Source organism: Singulisphaera chitinilytica (assembly GCF_049331405.1).
Lineage (GTDB): Bacteria > Planctomycetota > Planctomycetia > Isosphaerales > Isosphaeraceae > PoT.
The window spans coordinates 1452862-1473493 of sequence record NZ_CP186274.1; the positions used below are offsets into that span (position 1 = coordinate 1452862).

General features: G+C 63.6%; 15 protein-coding genes and 5 tRNA genes. 4 read left to right on the forward strand and 16 right to left on the reverse strand.

The features are described 5' to 3' along the window. Positions 1-249: 249 nt before the first annotated feature. The 7 genes from ACOYYX_RS05580 to ACOYYX_RS05610 form a co-directional block, all read right to left on the reverse strand. Positions 250-321 (reverse strand) — tRNA-Met (locus ACOYYX_RS05580). A gap of 202 nt (positions 322-523) precedes the next feature. Further along, positions 524-595, reverse strand: a tRNA-Met gene (locus tag ACOYYX_RS05585). Between the two features lie 79 nt (positions 596-674). After that, the gene (locus ACOYYX_RS05590; RefSeq protein ID WP_422928947.1) at positions 675-1712 is read right to left on the reverse strand and encodes a HEAT repeat domain-containing protein; all 1038 of its coding nucleotides are present in this window, start codon (positions 1710-1712) and stop codon (positions 675-677) included. A gap of 452 nt (positions 1713-2164) precedes the next feature. After that, a tRNA-Met gene (locus tag ACOYYX_RS05595) sits at positions 2165-2236 on the reverse strand. 194 nt (positions 2237-2430) lie between these two features. Beyond that, a tRNA-Met gene (locus ACOYYX_RS05600) sits at positions 2431-2502 on the reverse strand. 190 nt (positions 2503-2692) lie between these two features. After that, positions 2693-2764 (reverse strand) — tRNA-Met (locus ACOYYX_RS05605). 101 nt (positions 2765-2865) lie between these two features. After that, entirely contained in the window at positions 2866-3048 is a 183-nt protein-coding gene (locus ACOYYX_RS05610; protein WP_422928948.1) for a hypothetical protein, read from the reverse strand. On the opposite strand from ACOYYX_RS05610, the gene ACOYYX_RS05615 reads away from it, so the two are divergent. Continuing rightward, the gene (locus ACOYYX_RS05615; RefSeq protein ID WP_422928949.1) at positions 3036-4292 is read left to right on the forward strand and encodes an RNA polymerase sigma factor; all 1257 of its coding nucleotides are present in this window, start codon (positions 3036-3038) and stop codon (positions 4290-4292) included. The genes ACOYYX_RS05610 and ACOYYX_RS05615 overlap by 13 nt on opposite strands. A gap of 786 nt (positions 4293-5078) precedes the next feature. On the opposite strand, the gene ACOYYX_RS05620 is transcribed toward ACOYYX_RS05615, so the two are convergent. Continuing rightward, on the reverse strand, positions 5079-5756 hold the full coding sequence (locus tag ACOYYX_RS05620; protein ID WP_422928950.1) for a hypothetical protein: 678 nt from the start codon (positions 5754-5756) through the stop codon (positions 5079-5081). 218 nt (positions 5757-5974) lie between these two features. Between ACOYYX_RS05620 and ACOYYX_RS05625 the strand changes: the two genes are divergently transcribed. Beyond that, entirely contained in the window at positions 5975-7402 is a 1428-nt protein-coding gene (locus tag ACOYYX_RS05625; protein WP_422928951.1) for an FG-GAP repeat domain-containing protein, read from the forward strand. Between the two features lie 64 nt (positions 7403-7466). On the opposite strand, the gene ACOYYX_RS05630 is transcribed toward ACOYYX_RS05625, so the two are convergent. Further along, a complete protein-coding gene (locus tag ACOYYX_RS05630; protein ID WP_422928952.1) occupies positions 7467-7820 on the reverse strand; it encodes a hypothetical protein in 354 nt (117 codons plus the stop codon). Between the two features lie 26 nt (positions 7821-7846). Here ACOYYX_RS05630 and ACOYYX_RS05635 point away from each other — a divergent pair, with 26 nt between their 5' ends. Further along, positions 7847-9268 (forward strand): FG-GAP repeat domain-containing protein, encoded by a 1422-nt coding sequence (locus ACOYYX_RS05635; protein ID WP_422928953.1) that lies wholly within the window; start codon positions 7847-7849, stop codon positions 9266-9268. A gap of 373 nt (positions 9269-9641) precedes the next feature. On the opposite strand, the gene ACOYYX_RS05640 is transcribed toward ACOYYX_RS05635, so the two are convergent. From ACOYYX_RS05640 to ACOYYX_RS05665, 6 genes are all read right to left on the reverse strand, one after another. Next, entirely contained in the window at positions 9642-9986 is a 345-nt protein-coding gene (locus ACOYYX_RS05640; RefSeq protein WP_422928954.1) for a hypothetical protein, read from the reverse strand. A gap of 642 nt (positions 9987-10628) precedes the next feature. Beyond that, on the reverse strand, positions 10629-12935 hold the full coding sequence (locus tag ACOYYX_RS05645; RefSeq protein ID WP_422928955.1) for a serine hydrolase: 2307 nt from the start codon (positions 12933-12935) through the stop codon (positions 10629-10631). A 242-nt stretch (positions 12936-13177) separates the two neighbouring features. Then, on the reverse strand, positions 13178-13621 hold the full coding sequence (gene mscL, locus ACOYYX_RS05650) for a large conductance mechanosensitive channel protein MscL (protein ID WP_422928956.1): 444 nt from the start codon (positions 13619-13621) through the stop codon (positions 13178-13180). 92 nt (positions 13622-13713) lie between these two features. Continuing rightward, complete coding sequence (locus ACOYYX_RS05655) at positions 13714-15138, reverse strand: DUF1254 domain-containing protein (RefSeq protein ID WP_422928957.1); 1425 nt, start codon at positions 15136-15138, stop codon at positions 13714-13716. A 342-nt stretch (positions 15139-15480) separates the two neighbouring features. Further along, positions 15481-16173: a hypothetical protein gene (locus tag ACOYYX_RS05660; protein ID WP_422928958.1), complete on the reverse strand. Its 693-nt coding sequence runs from the start codon at positions 16171-16173 to the stop codon at positions 15481-15483. 216 nt (positions 16174-16389) lie between these two features. Further along, positions 16390-16866 carry a DUF1348 family protein gene (locus ACOYYX_RS05665; RefSeq protein WP_422928959.1) on the reverse strand — a complete coding sequence of 159 codons (477 nt, stop codon included), beginning with the start codon at positions 16864-16866 and terminating at the stop codon, positions 16390-16392. Positions 16867-17138: 272 nt separating this feature from the next. On the opposite strand from ACOYYX_RS05665, the gene ACOYYX_RS05670 reads away from it, so the two are divergent. Continuing rightward, complete coding sequence (locus ACOYYX_RS05670; RefSeq protein ID WP_422928960.1) at positions 17139-18755, forward strand: sigma 54-interacting transcriptional regulator; 1617 nt, start codon at positions 17139-17141, stop codon at positions 18753-18755. Between the two features lie 84 nt (positions 18756-18839). Here ACOYYX_RS05670 and ACOYYX_RS05675 read toward each other — a convergent pair whose 3' ends face one another. Beyond that, the gene (locus ACOYYX_RS05675) at positions 18840-20309 is read right to left on the reverse strand and encodes an amidohydrolase family protein (RefSeq protein WP_422928961.1); all 1470 of its coding nucleotides are present in this window, start codon (positions 20307-20309) and stop codon (positions 18840-18842) included. Positions 20310-20632 lie beyond the last annotated feature (323 nt).

Below are 20632 nucleotides of genomic sequence, written 5' to 3' on the forward strand. Positions count from 1 at the left end.
TCTCGCCATTCCGACGCGGGTCCGAGTGTCCCTCGTCAGCCTTTGCAGTTCGGCGGGGCAAGCGATGCCCCCGCAGTGCCGCATGCACCATGCGGAGCTTTCTTCCGCGACCAGGGCGATGAAGCCCGCCGACTCCTCCCGGTGCCGATACCGGCGAACGGTCTGCAAAAGGATGGATGAGGATCTCATCCCTGCATAGTAAACCGTTGGTAATGGTGGGGAAGACCGCGAGGAAGGAGAGAAGGGAAGTTGCGCAGGGTGGAATCGAACCACCTACCTCCAGGTTATGAGCCTGGCGAGCTACCAGTGCTCTACTGCGCCCATGTAATCTATCAGGACCACCGCCCCCTGTCAACATCCGTCCGCCCGAAGTCCGTTGCCTCCGTAGCCGTGTTAAATGGCAACGATAGGTGCGACTTCGAGTAGGAGGGCGCATAAAGAATCCTCGGGATGAGAAACTCATCCAAGATCGAGGAGCCGTGAAAAATATTGGGGAAGACCGCGAGGAAGGAGAGAGGAGAAGTTGCGCAGGGTGGAATCGAACCACCTACCTCCAGGTTATGAGCCTGGCGAGCTACCAGTGCTCTACTGCGCCCATGTAATCTATCAGAGATAACGGCCCCTGTCTACGCCCTACCGGCCAAAGTTTGTCTCCGCAATCGAGGGCATCACCGCTAGGGAGTGAGCCCGCGCCGGAGCTTGGCATGTTCGGCGGCGATCAGGGCTTCTCGCCGCTGCTTCCGGCCCTGGATCTCGACGAGGCTTCGGAAGCGGCGAAGCACGAACTCAGCCGTCTCCTGGACGTGGACATCCCCATCCATGAGGAGCGGGTTGAGCCTCGGGACGAGTTCCGCCTGGAGCGGGGTGGGGCGGGGGTCGACGCGATCCATCGCGATCTCTCCGAGGGCGTTGGCCGCCTCCGCACGTACGGGGGCGGACTCGTCCTTCAGGGTCTCGATCAGGGCTTTAACCGCCGTGCGGGCATCGGGGCCGATGACTCCGAGCGTCCGGGCCGCCGAGATGCGCGAGGACGGATCGGGATCCTTGAGGAGCCGCGTCAGGGTCGGGACCGTGGCCGTGCGATCGACGTCCCGGGGCAGTTCCATGAGGGCGATTGCCGCTGCCGAGGTGATCGCGGAAGGGGGATCCCCGTCGCGGGGGCGATAGTCGAGGGCCCGGATCAGAGCCTCGATGACGCGGGGGTCATGCGCCCCGATGCGGGGAAGCGTGCGGGCCGCCATCGCCCGCAGGTGGGTGGTGTGGCTCCCTTCGAGGATGCGGATCAACTCCGGGACGGCCGGGCCCGCGTCGCTGCCGAGCCACTCGAGGGCCGCCATCGCGGCCTTGCTCGACTGATAGATACGCATGGCGGCCGGGTCGGCGCGCGGGTCCCGATTGAGTGGCTCTCGCCGGAGCATCAACTGCAGCGAGGAAACGGCCAGATCCTCCCCGTGGAGCGCCTTGACCTTGCGGACGGCCTGCTTCAGGGCATTGCCGCTCGCATCCATCATGACCCCGTTCCCGTCGACCCCGACGAGGACTCCCCCCGGAAGGAGGCCCGTGAGAGCATCGACGGCCTGGCGGCGTTCCCACTCCTTGCGCCCCCAGAGCAGCAAGGCGACCGTGAGGACCAACAGCATCATCGACCGGAGCCGGAAGACGAACCGCCACCGGGGCCTTCGTTGCTCGGGTGCTTCCGCGGCGTCGCTCATTGGCCCCCCTCTGGGAAGGTTCCCAACTCCCGGGAATCGATGCGTGTCCGCGACCGTGGACGATCCGTCGACCATGCCAACCCGATCGGGGCGATGGAGGTAACCACCCATGCCATTCGACTCGAACGGAGCTGGCCGCGATGACATCATCGCACTCGCGCACCATCCCATGCCAGCAAATCCTTGGCTCATCTTTGCGCTCAATGGCTGAACGGCCTCGCGCCCTGGATCTGTGTCGCCAGGATGAGTGAGGATGACAAGGAGCGCGTCGGAGGAGATCCGCGCAAGTACGGCTGGAGTGGGCATAGCGGCACGACAAGAGACACAGGCTGATGACGAACATCTATTGAGCCTGGGCGCAACACTATTAACAAACCATCCAGGAGGATCGTTAGCAAGCAACTCGAAGATGAAGGTTGGGGATCACTGCGAGGAAGGTGAGGAGTGCGGAGTTGCGCAGGGCGGAATCGAACCACCTACCTCCAGGTTATGAGCCTGGCGAGCTACCGGTGCTCTACTGCGCCCATATAATCTATCAGGCTGACCCACCCCTGTCTATAAGCTGGCGGGAAAAGTTCGTCATCGCATTGGAAATAACCAATATGTATATCGTTGGCTAGGGCCGCGCATGACGAAACCTCGGGATGAGTCATTCATCCGAGTCTTTGAGCGGACGATAAGTGTAGGGGAGTCATGCGAGGCGGGGAGAGAGGAGAAGTTGCGCAGGGTGGAATCGAACCACCTACCTCCAGGTTATGAGCCTGGCGAGCTACCAGTGCTCTACTGCGCCCATGTAATCTATCAGGGTGATCGTCCCCTGTCTACACCCCGGGGGCAAAAGTTCGTCAACGTGTTCGATGGAGCCAATCGGTAGAGCTTTGGGTGGAAGTGCGCATGCAGAAACCTCGGAATGAGGATCTCATTCGAGTCAGCAATCCATTAATTGAGGATGGGGAATAACCGCGAGGAAGGGAGTGAAATTGCGCAGGGTGGAATCGAACCACCTACCTCCAGGTTATGAGCCTGGCGAGCTACCAGTGCTCTACTGCGCCCACGTAATCTATCAGACTGACCTACCCGTGTCTATGACCAGGCCGGTCGAAAATGAAGAAACCAAGTAAAACGACCTCAGCCGCCCGGATCGCGTCGCGGGTCAGGAACCCGGGCCCGACGCCTTCGGGGCGATGGCTCCGGTGAGGACTCGGGCAAAGTGGGACATCCCCGCCTTCTGGAGGGTGGCCCGCGAGGCGAGGTTGCTGGCGTTGCAGCGGGCCGCGGGGATCCGGCCCGACTCGTAGGGCGGGGTGCAGGACGAAGAAGTCGGTGACGATCTCATTCGGCTCGGCCCCTTACGCCCCCCACGAGTCCGTAGCCGGCTGGACTTATCGCGTCGTCGCGAGATCGAGCGGCGCTTCGCCTCGAGGTCGCCTGCCGCCGTCCCGACCCTGCCGCAATCCTGCGGTCGAGCTCTGCGACGAGCTTGAGCGCAACCGGGAGAAATACCGAGCCCCGATCCTCCTATGCGACCTCGAGGAACTGACCCACGACGAGGCCGCCGCGCGTCTCCGTCAACCCGCGCGGACGCTCCGCCGTCGCCTCTCCGCCGGCCGAGAACTCTTGTGCAGGCGCCTCTCGCACCTCGGCCTGTCCCTGCCCTCGGTGTTATTTGCGGCTCGAGGTGTTGTCCCCATCGAGTGGTCGGCGGCGACGGTGCGCGTGGCATTGCGGACCTCGTCTGCGTCCGCCAGGGTCTCTTCATGGGTGGAAGGAGTCATCGCGACCATGTTCTGGACCAAGCTCAAAGTTGCCGTCGGATGTGGACTCCTCCTGACCCTCATCGCCGCCGGCGTCAGAGGCCTGGCGATGGATTATCGCGAGGAACCCCTCCCCCTGAAACCGAAAGCCGAGGCCCCGCCCGCCCAGAAGGCGCGGCCCGATCCGAAAGGTGATCCGAAACGGGTCATCGGCCAGATCGCCGACCATATCCGCGACAATTATGCCCGGATCCATTCCCTGCACACCACGATCACGACCACGAATCGGGATCGATCCGTGACGAAGAAGGAGGAGTCCAGGTTCACCGGGCCTGATGGTATGTACGCTCAAGTGATTCAATACCCATTGAAGGTGACTCGGGATCGCCTCCTGATCCGCGGGGAGAATCTCTTGCGTGAACCCCTGGAAGACGATGGGCACTTATGGTCGTTCTTCGGCGAGACCTGGACTCAATACGTGCCGAAGCATCGAATGGACTGGCTAAAGTCGTCCGATCAAATGGCCTCCATGCTTTGCCTTGATCCCCGGAATATCGCATCACTGGAGGTGAGACGGCCGTTCTTGGGCCAACTTCGCGACGATCGCGTCCTCGAAGCCGGCCCCTCTCGTGCAAAGGACGGGCAACCACGAACCTCCGTCCTCCTGGAACGCGACCAGGGCAAGGGTCAGACGGAGAGTTATCGGTGCGAGTTCGACCCCGCGAAGAATGACCATCCCACCCGGGTCATCGTCTATCGCGAGGGCGATAGCATCGGGATCGTCCTGGACATCGACTACCAGGAGGTCATCCCCGACTCGGCATGATTCCTCAAGAAGTCGACGGTCAAGTTCTTCCACCCGGTGCCGGCCCGATCGCCCGAATCCCAGGAGTGGCGTAAGGCTATGACCATCGAAACATCTGACACCTTCGTGGTTGGCGCGATCGGGGTGGCAAACGAACCTCGCTTCGAGCCGAGCCGAGACGAGCGATCGTCGAGGGATGAAATCGCGCCCTGGCCGGACGTCCAAATCCCTGGCCTCCGAGCATTTACTGGCCGGCAGGCTTCGATACCCGGACGGTCGTCCACGGCGGGCTGAGGGTGACTCCCTGGAAATTGTCGGCTCTGATCGCGACGTTCGGCTTGAGTGAGACCACCGCGATCGACCCCCAGAATACTGGGCCCACGGCGAGGGTCTATCCATCAGATGACCTTATCGCAGGTGGCCTCCGGGGGGATCAAGGTCGGTAGCAAGTTTCGGATCGGGACACTGCCGAGTACGACGAACTCAGCTTGGAAAGCCATGCTGCCCGGCGCGGCGAACCTCGAGGCCTTCTCGACGATCGGCCACTGCCTTTACACGCTGATCGCAGGACTACTGGGGGCGGCCGTCGCGTTGCGATGCGAGTCAAGGCGTGACGGACGTTCCTCGACGGTTCCAAGAGACGCATCAGTTCCGCATTAAGAACCGTCCAGACGCGGACGCCCCGCACGTTCTCGAAGTCCATCGCCCGGTGCATGGCGGGGCTCTCGCCCGGCCTGCCGATGTCCCCGTCAGCGTGGGACGATGTGGTATAAATGTCAAAGTATCATAATGCAATAAAGGTCAAGACTAATAAAAGGCCGCCCAGAGCCGGAGGGGCAGGATCGAGAGCCAGAGGAGGCCGATGGCCCGCCCGGCGCGGTCGATCCAGGACGGCTCGGGACGCCAGCGACGGGCGATGCCGAGCGACAACCAGGCGATCGCCACCGCGCTCGAGTCCATCCCGATGTCGGGACGTATCCCGAGATACGCGAGGATCGCGGGATAGCATGCCATGACCAGCAGCGGGGCGGCGCATCCCCAGAAACCCGGCTGGGCCAGCAACTCCGACCGGCCGGGCCGCGGGGCGCGGAGCCGGAGGGCCAGCAGCGCCAGGCTCGCGATTCCCAGGATCGGCCCGGCCACGCGGCAGGCCGCTTCGGAGATTTGCACCGAGAGCTGCGGCCCCGGCCTGGCGAAGAGGGCCCACCCCAGGGTGATCTCCCCGGGCATGTCCCCGATGGGGATGAAGCCACCTCGCGCCTTGCCGAGAGCCCAACTGACATCGGGGTCGTGGAGCATAGATACGAGGGGTTTGCCCCTGATGGGGGGAATCCCACGGACCACCTTGACCAGATCGCCCAGCAAGTACGACAAGGATGCCAGCCTGATAGCTGTCGATGGTTGCGAGAGGACGATCGCCGTCGCGGCCACGAGCACCATGGCGTCGAGTAGCGTGAACCTTCGCTCATCAGCCCCGACATCCATTGCACGACACCTTCCGTATGCGAACAGGCGACGATGTTCGATCTCGGTCGAAGCTTCTCAGACATAAATCGGATGTTGGCCGAGCGGAGACATGCTGGCAAGCCATTGATATTGTATAGGCATCGAGAAGACAATAATGCGTGGAATCTTGGATCGAACCGGCGGTTACGCATTCCCCGGCGACTTGGGATTTCTAGATCCGCAAGGAGGCTCCCGCGATGCAAATCATGCGAAAGATCTTCGTCACAGTCCTGGCCTTCATGGTGTTGACGCCGCCTTCCCCGTCAAAGGCCCTGGACTTCGATCGGGTGGTCATCGACGACGACTTCGCGGGCGTCGATCAGGTCGAAATGGCCGACGTCAATGGCGACGGCAGGCTCGATATCGTGGCTCTCGGGGCGGGGGCCTGCGCCTGGTATGAGAACCCGTCGTGGAAGAGGCGCATCGTGACGAATTCGGATCAGACTCCGAGGATCGTCAGCAGCGCGACGGCGGACGTCGACGGAGACGGCAAGTCGGAAATTGCGATCGCCTACGACTTCGTGAGGGAGGATCCGAAGCGTGGCAAGCTCCTGCTGGCGGGACAGGGCAAGACCCTCGACGATCCCTGGACGCTGGAGCCCCTCGCGGATATCGGGAGTATCCACAGGCTTCGATGGTATTACCGGATCTCCGTCGGGGCGACGGGATTGTGGTTCAATCCCGTCCAACCCGGGCGAACCCCTCCGCATCAGGGCGTGATCTCGAACACCATCGCCCTTGTGGCGGCCCCGCTTTTCAGCCCATCGGCGGAGCCGCCGGGCTTCGACCAGGAGCCGTCCCGGCTCATGATCCTCAACTTCCCGTACACTCTCAGTTCGACGGGGGGATCCCGTCCCTTCGGCATGGCCGGTCGTCTCAGCGATCCGATCGCCCAGGTGGCCAGCGTGGGCGGCCTCGGCGGAGGGCCGATGAGATCGATCGTGGCCAATCGCCGTCTCCCCAAGAAACCACCTTTTTCCAGGAAAATACCGTTTGCCGGCCCTTTCATGATCTGGAAGGGGGGGGCCCCGGGCCTGAACTCGATCGACGTCATCGATCGGCCCGACTCGGAGTCCGTCAGCCTCCTGACGGCGAGCCAGTCTGGAGTGACGCGCTATTCCGGAATCGTCTCGTTCGGTCTGCCCGGCTTCTTCCCCTATGTCCTCGTTCGAGGCGCCGACGGCCTGGCACCGGCGAAGGGGGCGAGCGAGGTCCGAGCCGGTCGGCTCAGGGATGGTCGACAGTTCTTCGTGACGGTCGAGCCCGGACAGGGCACCGAGGTCGCGGCCTACGTGCCCAGGTCGACTGAAACCATGAAAATCGGGCCACGGATTTTGCTCGATGCGACATTGAAGGAGGTGCAAGCCCTCTGCGTCGCGGACGTCGACGGCGATGGCGACGGCGAGGTCTTCGCCGGTGGCCGTGGGTCGGGCAAGGGAGTCGTTATGTACGACCCCGCCGGTAGCACCTGGGTCCGGACCGTGGTGGATGCCTCGCTCTCCGCCAACGATCTCCGAAGCGGAGACCTCGATAAGGACGGGGCGGTTGATATCGTCGGGGTCGGCGGTGAGTCTCGCAACGTCATCTGGTACAAGGCTCGAGCCCGTTCCGCGCCTCGCCGATAGACCTACGCATGCTGGGGATTTGCTGCATTGATCCGAGTCTCGAGCCCACGCGACCAGGCGGATGTCATGGCGTGTTGCCGTCGAGCCACATGGCGATGCGGGAGGATATGGAATCGATCCACTCGTTGAGCTTGCCCTGGTCGGCCGAGGTGATCAGATTGTCCCTCCGCAACATCCCATCGGGATCGAGCCTCCCAGCTCGGGCGAAATGACAGATTCCCCAGAGAGAGTTAATGATATTGATGTAATCAAGTGATGGTTTTGTTGGAATGGTTCGCATGCAGGTGATATACCGCCGGGGAAATGGCACTCCGCTCTTATCGATTTGGGCCTGACTTACGGTCGCCTTCCTGTTATGCTCGAATCCTGAATCGAGAAGGATCTGCCGAGGCCCTAACAGGCCGAGGCTGGCAATCATCCTGGATCGGCATGGAGGCTCCCGCGATGCGACATCCTCGAAGCGTCCTCATCCCCTTCGCCGTGGTCCTGTCGACGGCGCTCACGCCTTCGCGCTCAAAGGCCCTCGACTTCGACCGGGTCGTCATCGACGCCACTTTCGCGGGCGTGGATCAGGTCGAGCTCGCCGATGTGAATGGCGATGGGCGGCTCGACGTGGTGGCCGTCGGGGCGGGGACGTGCGCCTGGTATGAGAACCCGTCGTGGAAGAAGCGCATCGTGACGACTCCGAAGCAGACCCCGAGGATCGTCAGCAGCGCGACGGCGGACGTCGATTGCGACGGCAAGTCGGAGATCGCGATCGCTTATGACTTCGTGAAGGACGATCCGAGCCGTGGAAGGCTTTTGCTGGCGAAGCCGGGCAAGGAGTTCGACGACCCCTGGAAGCTTGAGGAGGTCGGGAAGATCGGGAGTATCCATAGGCTTCGATGGTTCTACCGGCTTCGCCTCGCGGCGAACTCGGTCGGGTTCATACGGATCCTGCCGGGGCCGAACTTGAAGGATGCCGGTGAGGGCTCGAATGCCTTCACCCTGCTGGTTGCCCCGTTGTATGGCCCCTCGGCCAAACCGCCGGCCTTCGATCAGGAGTCGGCCAACCTCGTGACCCTCAACTTCGGCCGGCGCGAGCAACCGAAGCCGGGCCTGGGTGGGGGCGGTGTCGGTGGCCTCGGCGGTACGGTTGGCTTTGCAGGAGGGTTGGGTGGCCTCGGCGGCGGTTCGGTGCCCATCAATCCGACCGATTCGCTGTACGTCGATTCGGTACCCTCAGGGGTGCCTCATGGCTTTTCTATCGGGACCGCACCGGGTCTGAATGCGATCGATCTCGTCGACCTGGAGGGCTACGGGGTGCCGGTTGTCCTGGCGGCGAGCCAGCTTGGCGTGACGCGTCATAGCCTTGCCGGGATCGCGGGTGTCCCTCGCTACGTGAAGGAAACTCTCGTGTCGGGTGCGGCCGGGAAGGCGCCTTTGAAGGGGGCGAGCGAGGTGCGTGGCGGTCGGCTCAAGGATGGTCGACGGTTCCTCGTCACGATCGAGCCCGGAAACAACGCCGAGGTCGCGGCTTATCTCTCCGAACCGAAGGGCACGAAGTCGAGGACGCTGCTGAAATTCGGCCCCCGGACCTCGGTCGACGCGACCCTGAAAGAGGCTGAGGCTCTCTGCGTCGCCGACGTCGATGGCGATGGCGACGACGAGGTCTTCGCCGGCTCTCGCGCGGCGGGGGAGGGCGTCGTCATGTATGACTTCGACGGGAAGACATGGAGCCGATCCGTGGTCGATGCCTCGATCGGTGCCCATGACGTCAGCGGCGGCGACCTCGATAAGGACGGCAAGCCGGACGTCGTCGCTGCGGATGGGAAAGCCGACTCGATCCTCTGGTACAAGGCTCGCGCCGGCTCCTCGCCGCGATGATGGGCGAGGTTTTCGATTACGTATGCTTTGATGCGATCGCGGCTCCGCTCCATGACTATGGTGAGTCCGCGGCCGACCGATTGGTGCGTCCCCAGTTCCTCCAAGGGCATCGGATCGCTATGCTCGGCGAGAATCTCCACTGCACCTCGATCGAGTACCACTCGCGGGCCGATGGCGGGGAGGTCATTCCGAGCGCCTCCTCGCGCGATTCGATCGCGGCGACAGCGGCCGGGGAGAGCCTCGGAGTTTCCATCGACGATTGATGAAACTGAATCTTTATGGGATCGGCCATCCCTGGTCATGGACCTCGTCCGAGGCCGCTCGGGTACGTCGAACTCGATGAACCTTGGGAGACGGGGACGCCATTGGCCTGTCAGGGGGCCTTGGAGTCTGGCGATCGCATCGACTTCACCGTCTCGTTGACGAGCGTGGTGTAGTTGGCTCGGTTCTCATAAGTGGGTTTGAATCGCCCTTGCAAATCTTTGAGCGAACGCAGCACGCGATCCCGGTTGCCGGCCTCGAGCTCTGACACCGCGGCATCGATCAACTCTTTGCTCGCGAAGCCGTAATCGGCGTTGTACTGGAAACGATCGAGAACGTTGAGGAAGACCGCGACGCAGAGCGCCATCAGGATGGACAGGACCCCCAGTATGAGGCGGAGCCAGCGGCGCGGTTGGAACTCCGAGGCAAACCATCCGATCGGGACCGCGATCAACACGAATAAGAATTCTTGTCCAAGAGGGTTGATGATTACATTCCTCGGTCGTATCGCGACAAGATGACTTCGTCCGGGACGTTCGACGACCTCGCCGAGGTCCAGCCAGGAAGCGTCATCCGCCGACAAACTTTAATTCGGACCGGCATGGATCGCCAGTGGAAAGTCGTTGAGGAGACGCGATTGCATTATTTGTTTATTTGTATAAATATATTATATATATGATAATAAATTTTAGGTATATTAAATGCCTTGAGGAGTGAGCCTGGACGCTCCCCATTCCTCGGAACCACGCGTCGGCCATTGCAATCGCAGGGGGAGCCTCGGCTCGGCCGGGCATATTTCACAAGACCTCTTGTCGCTGCGCGACCCCGGTTGTTCCAACCGTGGCCACCCAAGAAAAGACCGAAAGCCCGTGAACGTAGGGGCCACTTGCATACGGCCGCACGATGTTGCGCGACCGCGATTGTGCCAATCGGGGCCGCCCTCAGACGGGGTGGTAGGGTTCGTTGCTTCTAAGAATCTTGATCCGTCCGAGAAAGTTACAGCCCACTTGAGGGGTTAATGAAGAACGCCCCGGCCGAGAAGGGCCGAGGCGTTTGCGATCAAGGGCAGGGGGGCAAGACTAACCAAAAGGCCAAGGGGTTACTTGGTGGGCTCAGCCTTCGCCTTGGGTTCGGCATCGGGGACGAGGCGCTTGGCCTTGATGTTGCGGCCGTTGCGATGGAGGTCGACCTGGCTGAACTTGCCCTGCTCGTCCTTCACGAACTTGAAGGTGGTGTCCTCGGTCGGGCTGAGGAAGAAGGTGTCGGTCGACTCGGCGTAGATTTCCATCTTCTTGTCCCCCTGGGGCTGGACGTAGAAGTGGCCGTCCTCGAGGGTGAAGGTCAGGGTCGTCTCGTGGCCGAGCTCGTAGTCGCCGACGAGGTCTTCGAAGAGCTTGGGGTCGATCTTGATGGCTTTATGCGTGACCTTGGACGACTCCTTCAGGCCCGACTTGCCGAGGAAGAGGAAGGCGTTCAGGATGTTCTCATACTTGGGCTCGTCGTCGTTGTTGACGAGGAAGACGTAGCCGGCGCCGAGGTCCTTGTACATCAGCGAGAGGCTCGTGAACCCGGTGTTCCGGCCTCCGTGGCCGTAGTGGATGCCGACGGGCGTCTCCTGGATCGCGATGCCGAGGCCCCATGAGGCCTTCTCCGCATCGGGCATCACGACCTGGGTCTTGAGCATCTCCTTCGCCATCGCCTCGGAGAGGCCCTTGCCCTCCATGACCGAGATCAGGAACTTGCAGTAGTTGCCGGCGTCGACGTGCAGGCTCGCCGCCGTGTTCGGCTCGGCGACCTTCCACTTCGGCAGCGGCGAACGCCCGTCGTGGCCGATGGCCGTCAACCTCGCGATGTTGTCATTGTAGACGAGCGAGGCATTCTTCATATCAAAAGGCTCGAACACTTCCTCGCGGACGATGTCCACCAGCGTCTTGCCCGTCAGCTTCTCGACGACCTTGCCGAGGTAGACGAACCCCTCGCCCGAGTACGAGACCTGCGTCCCCGGCGTGAACTTGATGTCGAGCTTCCCCGTCCGCCAGTTCGGGAACCCCGTCCGGTGCGTCAGGACCATCCGCGCCGTGATGAGCTTGTAACGATCGTCGTGGGCGATGTCCTCATAAGGCAGATACTTGTACAAGGGGGTGTCGAGGTCGAGCACGCCCCGGTCGACCAGCCGGAGCACCGAATAGGCGAAGACGGGCTTCGTCATCGACGCGGCCTCGAAGACGGTCTCCTCGGTGACCGGCTCCGACTTGCTCGCGTCCTTCAGGCCGAACCCGCGATGATAGACGACCTTGCCCCCCTGGATGATCGCCAGCGAGATCCCCGGCGTCTTGTAGTAATCGAGATACGCCTTGATGAACTTGTCAACCTGCGCCGGGTCGACGGGGGCGGAACTCCGCAGGATCCCCTCGTCGCCGATGAGCCCCGGCCAGGGGATCGGCGTCACCTTGAGGACGTCGGCCTTCGCGACCTTGCCCGCCTCGACGCTGACCTCGACGTTCGGCCCAGTCTCGACGCGAAGCTCGGGCGAGTCGACCGCGCGGACGGTGTAAGGCCCCTCGGGGAAGCCCGAGGCCTTGTACGTCCCGGTCGGATCCACGGCCGCGTTGCGCCAGAATTGCGGCGAGCGGGTCGACTGGATCTGGACCCTGGTCGGGAAGGCGAGGCCCGACGGATCCTTCCAGGCGACCTGGCCGGTGATGTCGCCGAACTTGGTATCCGACTTGACGATGAGGATCTCGCCGCAGCGGTCGGCCGAGCTGATCTTCTGCGTCCCAGGTCCCCAGGCTACCCACGAGAACGAGCCGTCCGCGTCTTTATCCCCCACCGAGATGTCGAAGCCGAGGACGCGATCGGGGTCGAGGTCGACGGGGAGCTCGACCTTCCACTCGTAGACGGCCTTCTTCTCCGAGCGGGCCACGGCCACGTTCAGGGTCTTCTCGGGGATCTCCAGCGGCCCGACAATCCGGTTCTTGTTGCCATAACGGGCATATTGGAGGAACGGCGAGCCGTCCGGCGCGTGCACGGCGTTGAGGAAGATCTCGCAGCCGTCCTGCCCGTCCCAACTGGGCTCGCCGGGACCGTCGAGCAGGCTCGACTCGTCCTCGACCTCGACGGCCACGTAGAGGGCATGCTCGGCCGCGTTGACGGCGACCCGGAAGCTCGCCTTGAAGTCCTCCTTGCCCTTGGCCTTGTCGCCGAACTCAACCCGCTCGATGGGATAGATCGGCAGCCCTTCTGGCCAGTCCTTGAGGTCGCCGTCGATGACGATCCCGCCGATCGGCCTGGCGATGGCCACTGCGCCGTTCTGGGCGTAACTCGTTTGAGAATTGAGACCTAGGACGGCCGTTGACAGGGCGAGGAGGCCTCGGCGAAGGCGCCGCGAGCGGACGAGAGTTGGCATGGGCGAAGGATCCTGAAGACCGGTTCGAGCGGGAGATATCCCCGACGTTACGGGATTCGCACCAACATCGCTGCGATTGGCGAAAATCTCCCGCCACCTGCTAACACAAGCGAACGACCGGAACTTGAATCGGGATCGCGCTCCTTTTTCGGAGTCAACCATGCATGTCGGTGTCGGGCGGAGGGGTGGTGCGTTCTCCGTCTCCATGCGTAACGCCTCCCGTAACGCGCGACCCGCGACTGTCAGGTCGTCTTCTCGCGGGACTTCAGCAGGTCGCGGATCTCGGTCAGCAACTCTTCCTGGCGATTCAGGGCGGGGGCGTCGTCCTCGGCCTTCCTGGGTCGCATCAGCCAGCCCAGGAACTTCACGAGGAAGAGGAAGAGGATCGCGGCCATGATCAGGAAGTGGACGATGTCGCCCAGGAACAGGCCGTAGTGGACCGTGCTGCCCTTCGCCGTGAATTGCCAGTGGGTGTAGGGCCGCTGTCCCGGGATCAGGATGGCGAACAGCGGCATGATCAGATTCTTGACCAGCGAGTCGACAATATTGTGGAAGGCGCCGCCGATGATGACGCCGATCGCCAGATCGACGACATTCCCCTTGAAGGCGAACGCCTTGAACTCGTCGAGGAGGGTCCACGCTTTCTGGGTGGCGAGGCCCAGGTTGATCTTGGATTCGGACGACATCGACGACAGGCTCCCCTGACTGTGGCGGATCGGTGCCCCGGATTGGCAGCCTCCGGGCGAGAGAGATCTTCCGAACGGCCGATACTATGGAATCAATCGACCCGCTTCACCGCCGGCGGATTCCAGCGGCCGTCGAGCGCCTCGGCCCTGGGGGCGTAGAGTCGCATGGTCAATCCCAAGGGCCCCTTCGGGGCCGGCAGCCAGTTCGCCGTCTTGGCGGCCCCGGGATCCTCATGCTGGATGTAGAGGTCGAGCGACCCGTCGGCATTAAAGGTCAGCTTGTCGCGGTCGCCGATGGCGAAGCGGTCGAGCCGGTTGGCAGCCTGGAACCCGTCGGCGTCGTACATGGTGAGCGACCAGAAGGCGTCGACGGGGGGCAACTGCTCCTTCGAGAAGTGGAGCACGTAGCGACGATCGCCGTTCAGGGGCTGGCCGTCGGCGTCGACGATGCAGAGGGGATAGATGGCGTCCTCCGGCAGATTCGCGCCGAGCCCGACCATCGCGACGATGGCCCGCTTCAGATAATAGGTCCCGTAGACCCCCATCGTGTCGGTATTCATCTGCCAGCCGTCGACGACGCGGGCCAGGGTCGGGAGCTTGGCTTTCGCATGGGCGAGGCCTGCGGCGGGGGCGGCCTCAAGGGCTCGCCGGACGGCGGGGTCGAGCCGTTCCACGTCGAGGCTCTCGCCGACCTCGAGCCCGATCCGACGCATCCTCGCGACGATCGGCTGGTCGGTGATGTGCGGCCTGTGGATCTTCATCAGCTCGGCGGCATAGCGGAAGTACGCGACGGCCGACATCCCATTCACCTGCTCCAGCGGGGGTTTCTTAAGGTCCACCGCCGGGATGGCCTCGGTCACGGCCGACCCCGGCTTCGACCCCGCCGAGGGGGTGATGGTGAAGCCGTCCTGGATCTTGTGGACCGCCTCATAATCCCCGGGGCCATTGGTCTGAGTCCGCCCGATGACCCAGACGTAGGGCGTCGGGGCGTCGATGCGCTCCGTCCCCGCCGGAAGTTCGCCTCGCCAACCCGGCGGCACGACGGCGTACCGATGGGCCCCGGTGCCGGTCGTCCGCTTGCCAGGGACGGCGAAGACGTCGGACCACATGTCGAGCATCGGCAGGAGGTAGTAACGCCCGCCGGTATCGGGCACGGAGACGACGACCGGCCCGGCGGTCAGGTCGAGCCAGGCGGACGAGTAGAGCGTGTCGAAGTTCGGCCGCACGACTTCCTTGAAGCTCGCGCCCGGGAAGGCTCGCAAGTGGTTGAACGCGTTCATCGGCCCCCGGCCCGGCATCTTGCCAGCCTCGACGCCGGTCGCCTGGCGCCGAGTCACGTCCATGGTGATGAGCGGATAGAAGTAGGTGTAGGCCTCGACCGCGATGTCCCTGGCATCCTGGTCGCTGACCGGCTCGTCGGCGACCGCGCGGGGGGGCGTGCCCGGCGGGGCGATCGCCGCGAACAGGAGGGGCAAACTGACGACCGCGATGGCGGACGTTCGCTGGCGATTCCGCATGGAAGCCTCCTCGCTTCGGATCCGGCTGAGTTACAAGTGTTGCTGCGACCCTCGGATTTTACAGGTCTCCCGCCGCGTCAGCTACGCGGCGGTTCCGCTCATCTCCCGACCGGCATGGCGCCCTGGCCGTGGCCTGGAGCCGAACCGCCCGCGCATGGCGGCATGGAGGCTCGCCGCGGCGAAGTCTTGAGTGCCGAGGTCCTTCGGGTCGACGACGAGACGAAGCCTGACCCGTTTTCGCGGCCACATCGCCGCTCCAACATTTTACCGGATCATACCGGTCGATTCACGAGGTAACGTCCGGGGCACGCCTCGGGCCCGATCGCTCGCGAGGTACCCGATTCAATCCGGGCACCGGCAGAGGAAGCAACCGCGTTTGGGTATCTCCTGCGGCGAGATGACCTCGATAGGGTAGCGGTCCAGGCCGAGGCGGGGGATCAGCCAGGCGGCATCGGTCTGGTACTGGTCGAAGACGCTCCTGGTGGTCAACTGGCGGGCGACGAATCGCGAGGCGGGCTTGCCGATGCGGATGAGCGGGTAATGGTTCCGGCCCAGGATGGGATCGACGGCCGCCACCGCGTGGATGCAATCGCTGACCATCAGTTCCCTCGCGGTGCTGATGGCACGGTAATCGACCGCGCCGCCTTCAAGGATCTCCTTGACCTTCAGGGATCGGTTGTAGACCTGCCCGAGGATCTCGAACGGCCCCCACATCGCCACGCTCTGGCCGTCCCTGGCGACGAAGTCGAGCGTGTTGTAGAGGTCGAGGTTGACCCCGGGTTCCGGCCGCAAGGCCCAGACCCGCACCTTGAGCGAGGCCGGGAGCCAGCTTATGGTGTGCTGGAAGACCTGGTAGTTCCGGAGGTCGTCCCCCTCGCCCACGACCTTGACGAATGTCGCCCATGTGTGGGAGTAACGGAGTTGTTTCGGTTGCGATTGTGAACCGAAGATGATCGCATAATATCGTTCGCCCCCTTGCACTGTCGAACACGTGGCGAGGATCGCCATCGCGAAGATCAGGGCCCGCTTGCTCATGGTCAATGTCCCGGAATGAGTGCCATATCCGCCAGGGTCTCGATGGCTCGACCCCAGATTATGACCCCTCGTTCGAAGGACATTCTTTAACCTCAAAGTTCTCCGCCGCGTCGCGCTTGGCGATTCTGTCGGTCCGCCAGGTCGTGGCGATTCTCGATCCCGCTCGCCGACAGGCCTGGCGGGGAGTTCGGTCTCCCCGCCCGTTCGCGCGACTCGTCAGCGGACCTCTTCGATCCCCGGGTGGTCGGCCGGGCGAGGGTCGGGGGCGGGCCAGAAGAACTTGCGCTCGGACTCGGCGATGGCGAGGTCGTTGATGCTGGCCTCGCGACGACGCATCAGGCCGTGCTCGTCGAACTCCCAGAGCTCGTTGCCGTAGCTGCGGTGCCACTGGCCCTCGGCGTCGTGCCACTCGTACTGGAACCGCACGGCGATGTGGTTGTCGGTGAAGGCCCAGAGTGCCTTGACCAGGCGGTAATCCAGCTCACGCTCCCACTTGCCGGCGAGGAACGCGCGGATCTGCTCGCGGCCGGTGGGGAACTCGCTGCGGTTCCGCCAGACCGAGTCCTGGGAATAGCCCATCGAGACCCGCTGCGGGTCGCGCGAGTTCCAGGCGTCCTCCGCGAATCGGACCTTCTTCAGGGCACTCTCCAGGGTGAACGGCGGGGCGTTGACGACCGGCGTGACGGTGGACATGGGGAAGCCTCCTCGACAGGGAATGGGATCCGTGAGAATCGGATGTCAAACCGCGTTGCACGTCTCGATCGAGCCGACGCGGAGAAACTCGCGTCCCGCTCGATCACGATGGGGAGATAATCCAAGTCGCATGCCGCGATGTGCGGATTGACGTAAGTCGCCACGAGTTAAAGCTATCCGCACCATCCTCGACTCATTGATCTCGCCACGAAAAATCGTGGCGACACGAAATTTCATGGTCCAAGCACGGGAAATCGTGGACGATGCTTGTCATGGAACACGAAACCGATCCGCTGCTTGTCGAACCGAGGCGGCTCCTGCTCGAGCTGGCCGGGGAGCGCTCGTTGCCTCGCCTGCTGGACCTGGCGGTGAGGCGCCTGGCCGAGTCTCCCCGAGTCACGCTCGCGCGGATTTGGCTGATCGAGCGGAGCCTGGACTGCACCGGCTGCCGGATGATCGCCGAGTGCCCGGACCGTTCCCTCTGCCTGCACCTCGCGGCGAGTGCGGGGAGGTCGGTCGCGGACCCTTCGGTGTCCTGGACGCGGATCGACGGGGCCTTTCGCCGGTTCCCGCTCGGCGTCCGCAAAGTTGGGCGGATCGGGGCGACAGGCGAGGCCATCGAGGCCCCCGACCTCGGCGAGGCCGTGCCCGACTGGATCGTCCGCCCCGAGTGGGTCCGGGCCGAGGGGGTCGAGGGCTTCGGCGGTCAGCCGTTGGTGAGCCGGGGCCAGATCCTCGGCGTCCTGGGAGTCTTCGCGAGGGGACGGATCGGCCCCGACTGCATGAGCTGGCTCCGGGTCATCGCCGACCACGCGGCCGCCGCGATCTCCACGGCCAGGGCCTTCGAGGAGATCGACTCGCTCCGCAAGAAGCTGGAGGTCGAGAACGAGTACCTCAAGGAGGAGGTCGAGCAGGCCGGGACCTTCGGCGACCTCGTCGGCCAGTCCCCCGCGCTCTGGGCGGTCGCCCGCCAGATCGACCTCGTCGCCCCGACCGACTCCTCGGTCCTCGTCCTCGGCGAGAGCGGAACGGGTAAAGAATTGATCGCGCGCGAAATCCACCGACGCAGCAAGCGCGCCGACCACGCCCTGATCAAGGTGAACTGCGCGGCGATCCCCCGGGAGCTCTACGAGAGCGAATTCTTCGGCCACGCCAAGGGCTCATTCACCGGCGCCCTCCGCGATCGCGCGGGCCGGTTCGAGCTGGCCGACGGCGGCACCCTCTTCCTGGACGAGATCGGCGAGATCCCCCTCGAGCTACAAGCCAAACTCTTGCGCGTTCTCCAGGAAGGAGAACTCGAGCGCGTCGGCGACGAGCGGACCCGCAAGGTGGACGTCCGCCTGATCGCCGCGACCAACCGCGACCTCCGCGCCGAGGCCGACGCCGGCCGCTTCCGCCAGGACCTCTACTACCGCCTGAGCGTCTTCCCCGTCGAACTCCCCCCCCTGCGCAAGCGGCTCGAGGACATCCCGCTCCTCGCCGACCACTTCCTCACCCTCTCCTGCCGCAAGCTCGGCCGCCCCAAGCCTCGCCTGACGTTGGCCAACGTCCAGCACCTCCAGCAGTATTCGTGGCCCGGCAACATCCGTGAGCTCCAGCACGTCATCGAACGCTCCGCCATCACCTCCACCGCCGGCCGCCTGGCCTTCGACCTCCCGCAAGGCGAGGAGCCGAGGCCGTCGTCAATCCCCGTTATCGAATCTTCCGGCCCCATCCTGACCGAGTGTGACCTGAGGCAAATCGAGTCCGACAACATCCTCGCCGCCCTCCGAGCCTCGCGAGGCAAGCTCTACGGCCCCGGCGGCGCCGCCGAACTCATCGGCATCAAGCCGACGACCTTGGCTTCAAGGATGAAGGCCCTCGGCCTGGGGAAACATGGGGAGGCTTGAACGCGAAATGCCATCGGCGTGTCCAGCATCCACGCTTATGTTAAGTGCAACGTCGATGAGACTGTGATAAGGGAGCCATCAAGCTCAGCGGGGCATTGCATCACCTTTGTTTCCCAATCTCAAGTAGCGATCCTTCAAGGCCTTCATCTGCTGGTCAAGCGCGGATCGTGCAAGGAAGCGGCCTCCAGCGATCACCGCCGCGATCTTGCGGGTGTTGGCGACATCCGCCATCGGATCGGCATCCAACAGCAAGAGATCCGCACGCCTGCCTGGCGCAATAACGCCGCGGTCTTGCGCTATACCCAGCCATTCCGCCGGCAGTCGCGTTGCTCCTTCGAGCACCTGCTTGTTGCTCAAGCCGCAACGGGCCATCACCTCCAGTTCGTCGTGCAGGGAGAAGCCCGCGACCATCCCGGGGACGGGCGTATCCGATCCCGCGAGGACCGGGATCCCCGCCTCCGCGAAGGCCTTCACCAGCTTCCGGTTGAACGCGACGATCGCACGCAGATACTCCACATACTTCGCGTCCGCCCGGCCGACATAAGGGTTGTGCTCGGTGACCATCTCGTAGACCAGGGGCGTCAGGAAATGCAGCTCCGGCCGAGACCTCAATGATTCTGGATGCGAGACCTGTTCCAGTAGGCGCTCATCCAGTGAAAGCGTGGCCGTCAGCCAGGTGCCGTTTCGCTTCGCCATCTCCACGTAATGCGGGATCTCCGCTTCGGCCGGGACATTGGTCTGCTGGGCGAACTCCTCCGCATGGGCCACCATCCCGAACCCCGGCTGGAAGAACTTCTCCGCCATCCCCTTGCCGCGCTGAGGGATATGGCCCACGACCGGCATGTGCAGCTTGCGAGCCTCGTCCACGATCGCCGTGAAGGTGGGCAAATCCAGCCTGCTATACACCTTGATGATTTCATAGCCCTCGACCGACGCATCGCGCACGATTTGCCGGCCGTCATTCGGCGTCGCCGCCACCCGAGTCATCCCGAGGGGCCAGATCGGGTCGGGCCCATCGATCATCGCGGCGAGTGCAATATGAGGCCCCACCACGCGCCCGCTCTCGACCTCGTCGCGCTGCCCCACCGTCTCGGAGGTCGCGGACAGATTGAACACCTGCAGGACGCCATTCGCCACATAAGGCAGGAAGATGTCCTCGGTGCGGATCGTCCCCGTGGGGATTTCGGGGTTCTTGAGGAACATCCGCAAAATGCGGTCGTTCTCCAGATGCACGTGCGCATCCGTGAGACCCGGCATCAGGAACTTCCCCGTGCCGTCGATCTTCCGCACGCCCGTCTCGACCTTCGCTTCGGCCGAAGCCTCAATCTTCGCGATGCGTCCTTCCCGGATCGTCACCGTCTGGTCTTGAAGCATGACTCCGTCAGCGGTCATCGTCAGCACCGTGACATGCTCTATCATCAGCGGTGGCGGTGGCGGTGGCGGTGCCGGTGCTGGCTGTCCCGGAGCCATCGTCGAGGCCAGAATCAGTGAAGCCAGCGCGAAACCAAGGCAGAGTCGATTCATCGATCCCTCGAAGAGCATGCGCAGCAGCAATCCCGAGCCAGCACCGACGAAGATACTCGGCCTCGGTCTGCGTTTCGACCCTGATTGGGTTCCTGGAAGGGGTTTCGATTCGCGAAAGCAACCCGAGCCATGATAGAAATAGCCAACTTATGTCCGTCGCCTTGGGTCGGAGTCTCCATTGGGGACTGTCCGTGCGATTCACCGCCGAGGCATCAGGGATGGAGGCGAGCATGAGGCGACGTCGATGGGCGAGGCTTGCGGGAATCTTGGGCTTGCTGGTCTGCCGAGAGTCACTGGGCGACGAGGGCATCTAGGATGGACCGGCGATTGTGCGGCGGACCGAGATTGAAGGC

Excerpts from the sequence above, each read along its gene's own strand:
- ACOYYX_RS05660 (WP_422928958.1), bottom strand. The coding sequence starts at position 16,173 with ATGAGCAAGCGGGCCCTGATCTTCGCGATGGCGATCCTCGCCACGTGT.
- ACOYYX_RS05645 (WP_422928955.1), bottom strand. The coding sequence starts at position 12,935 with ATGCCAACTCTCGTCCGCTCGCGGCGCCTTCGCCGAGGCCTCCTCGCC.
- ACOYYX_RS05635 (WP_422928953.1), top strand. The coding sequence starts at position 7,847 with ATGCGACATCCTCGAAGCGTCCTCATCCCCTTCGCCGTGGTCCTGTCG.
- ACOYYX_RS05625 (WP_422928951.1), top strand. The coding sequence starts at position 5,975 with ATGCAAATCATGCGAAAGATCTTCGTCACAGTCCTGGCCTTCATGGTG.
- ACOYYX_RS05670 (WP_422928960.1), top strand. The coding sequence starts at position 17,139 with ATGGAACACGAAACCGATCCGCTGCTTGTCGAACCGAGGCGGCTCCTG.
- ACOYYX_RS05610 (WP_422928948.1), bottom strand. The coding sequence starts at position 3,048 with ATGAGATCGTCACCGACTTCTTCGTCCTGCACCCCGCCCTACGAGTCG.
- ACOYYX_RS05620 (WP_422928950.1), bottom strand. The coding sequence starts at position 5,756 with ATGGATGTCGGGGCTGATGAGCGAAGGTTCACGCTACTCGACGCCATG.
- ACOYYX_RS05655 (WP_422928957.1), bottom strand. The coding sequence starts at position 15,138 with ATGCGGAATCGCCAGCGAACGTCCGCCATCGCGGTCGTCAGTTTGCCC.
- ACOYYX_RS05630 (WP_422928952.1), bottom strand. The coding sequence starts at position 7,820 with ATGATTGCCAGCCTCGGCCTGTTAGGGCCTCGGCAGATCCTTCTCGAT.
- mscL (WP_422928956.1), bottom strand. The coding sequence starts at position 13,621 with ATGTCGTCCGAATCCAAGATCAACCTGGGCCTCGCCACCCAGAAAGCG.
- ACOYYX_RS05665 (WP_422928959.1), bottom strand. The coding sequence starts at position 16,866 with ATGTCCACCGTCACGCCGGTCGTCAACGCCCCGCCGTTCACCCTGGAG.
- ACOYYX_RS05590 (WP_422928947.1), bottom strand. The coding sequence starts at position 1,712 with ATGAGCGACGCCGCGGAAGCACCCGAGCAACGAAGGCCCCGGTGGCGG.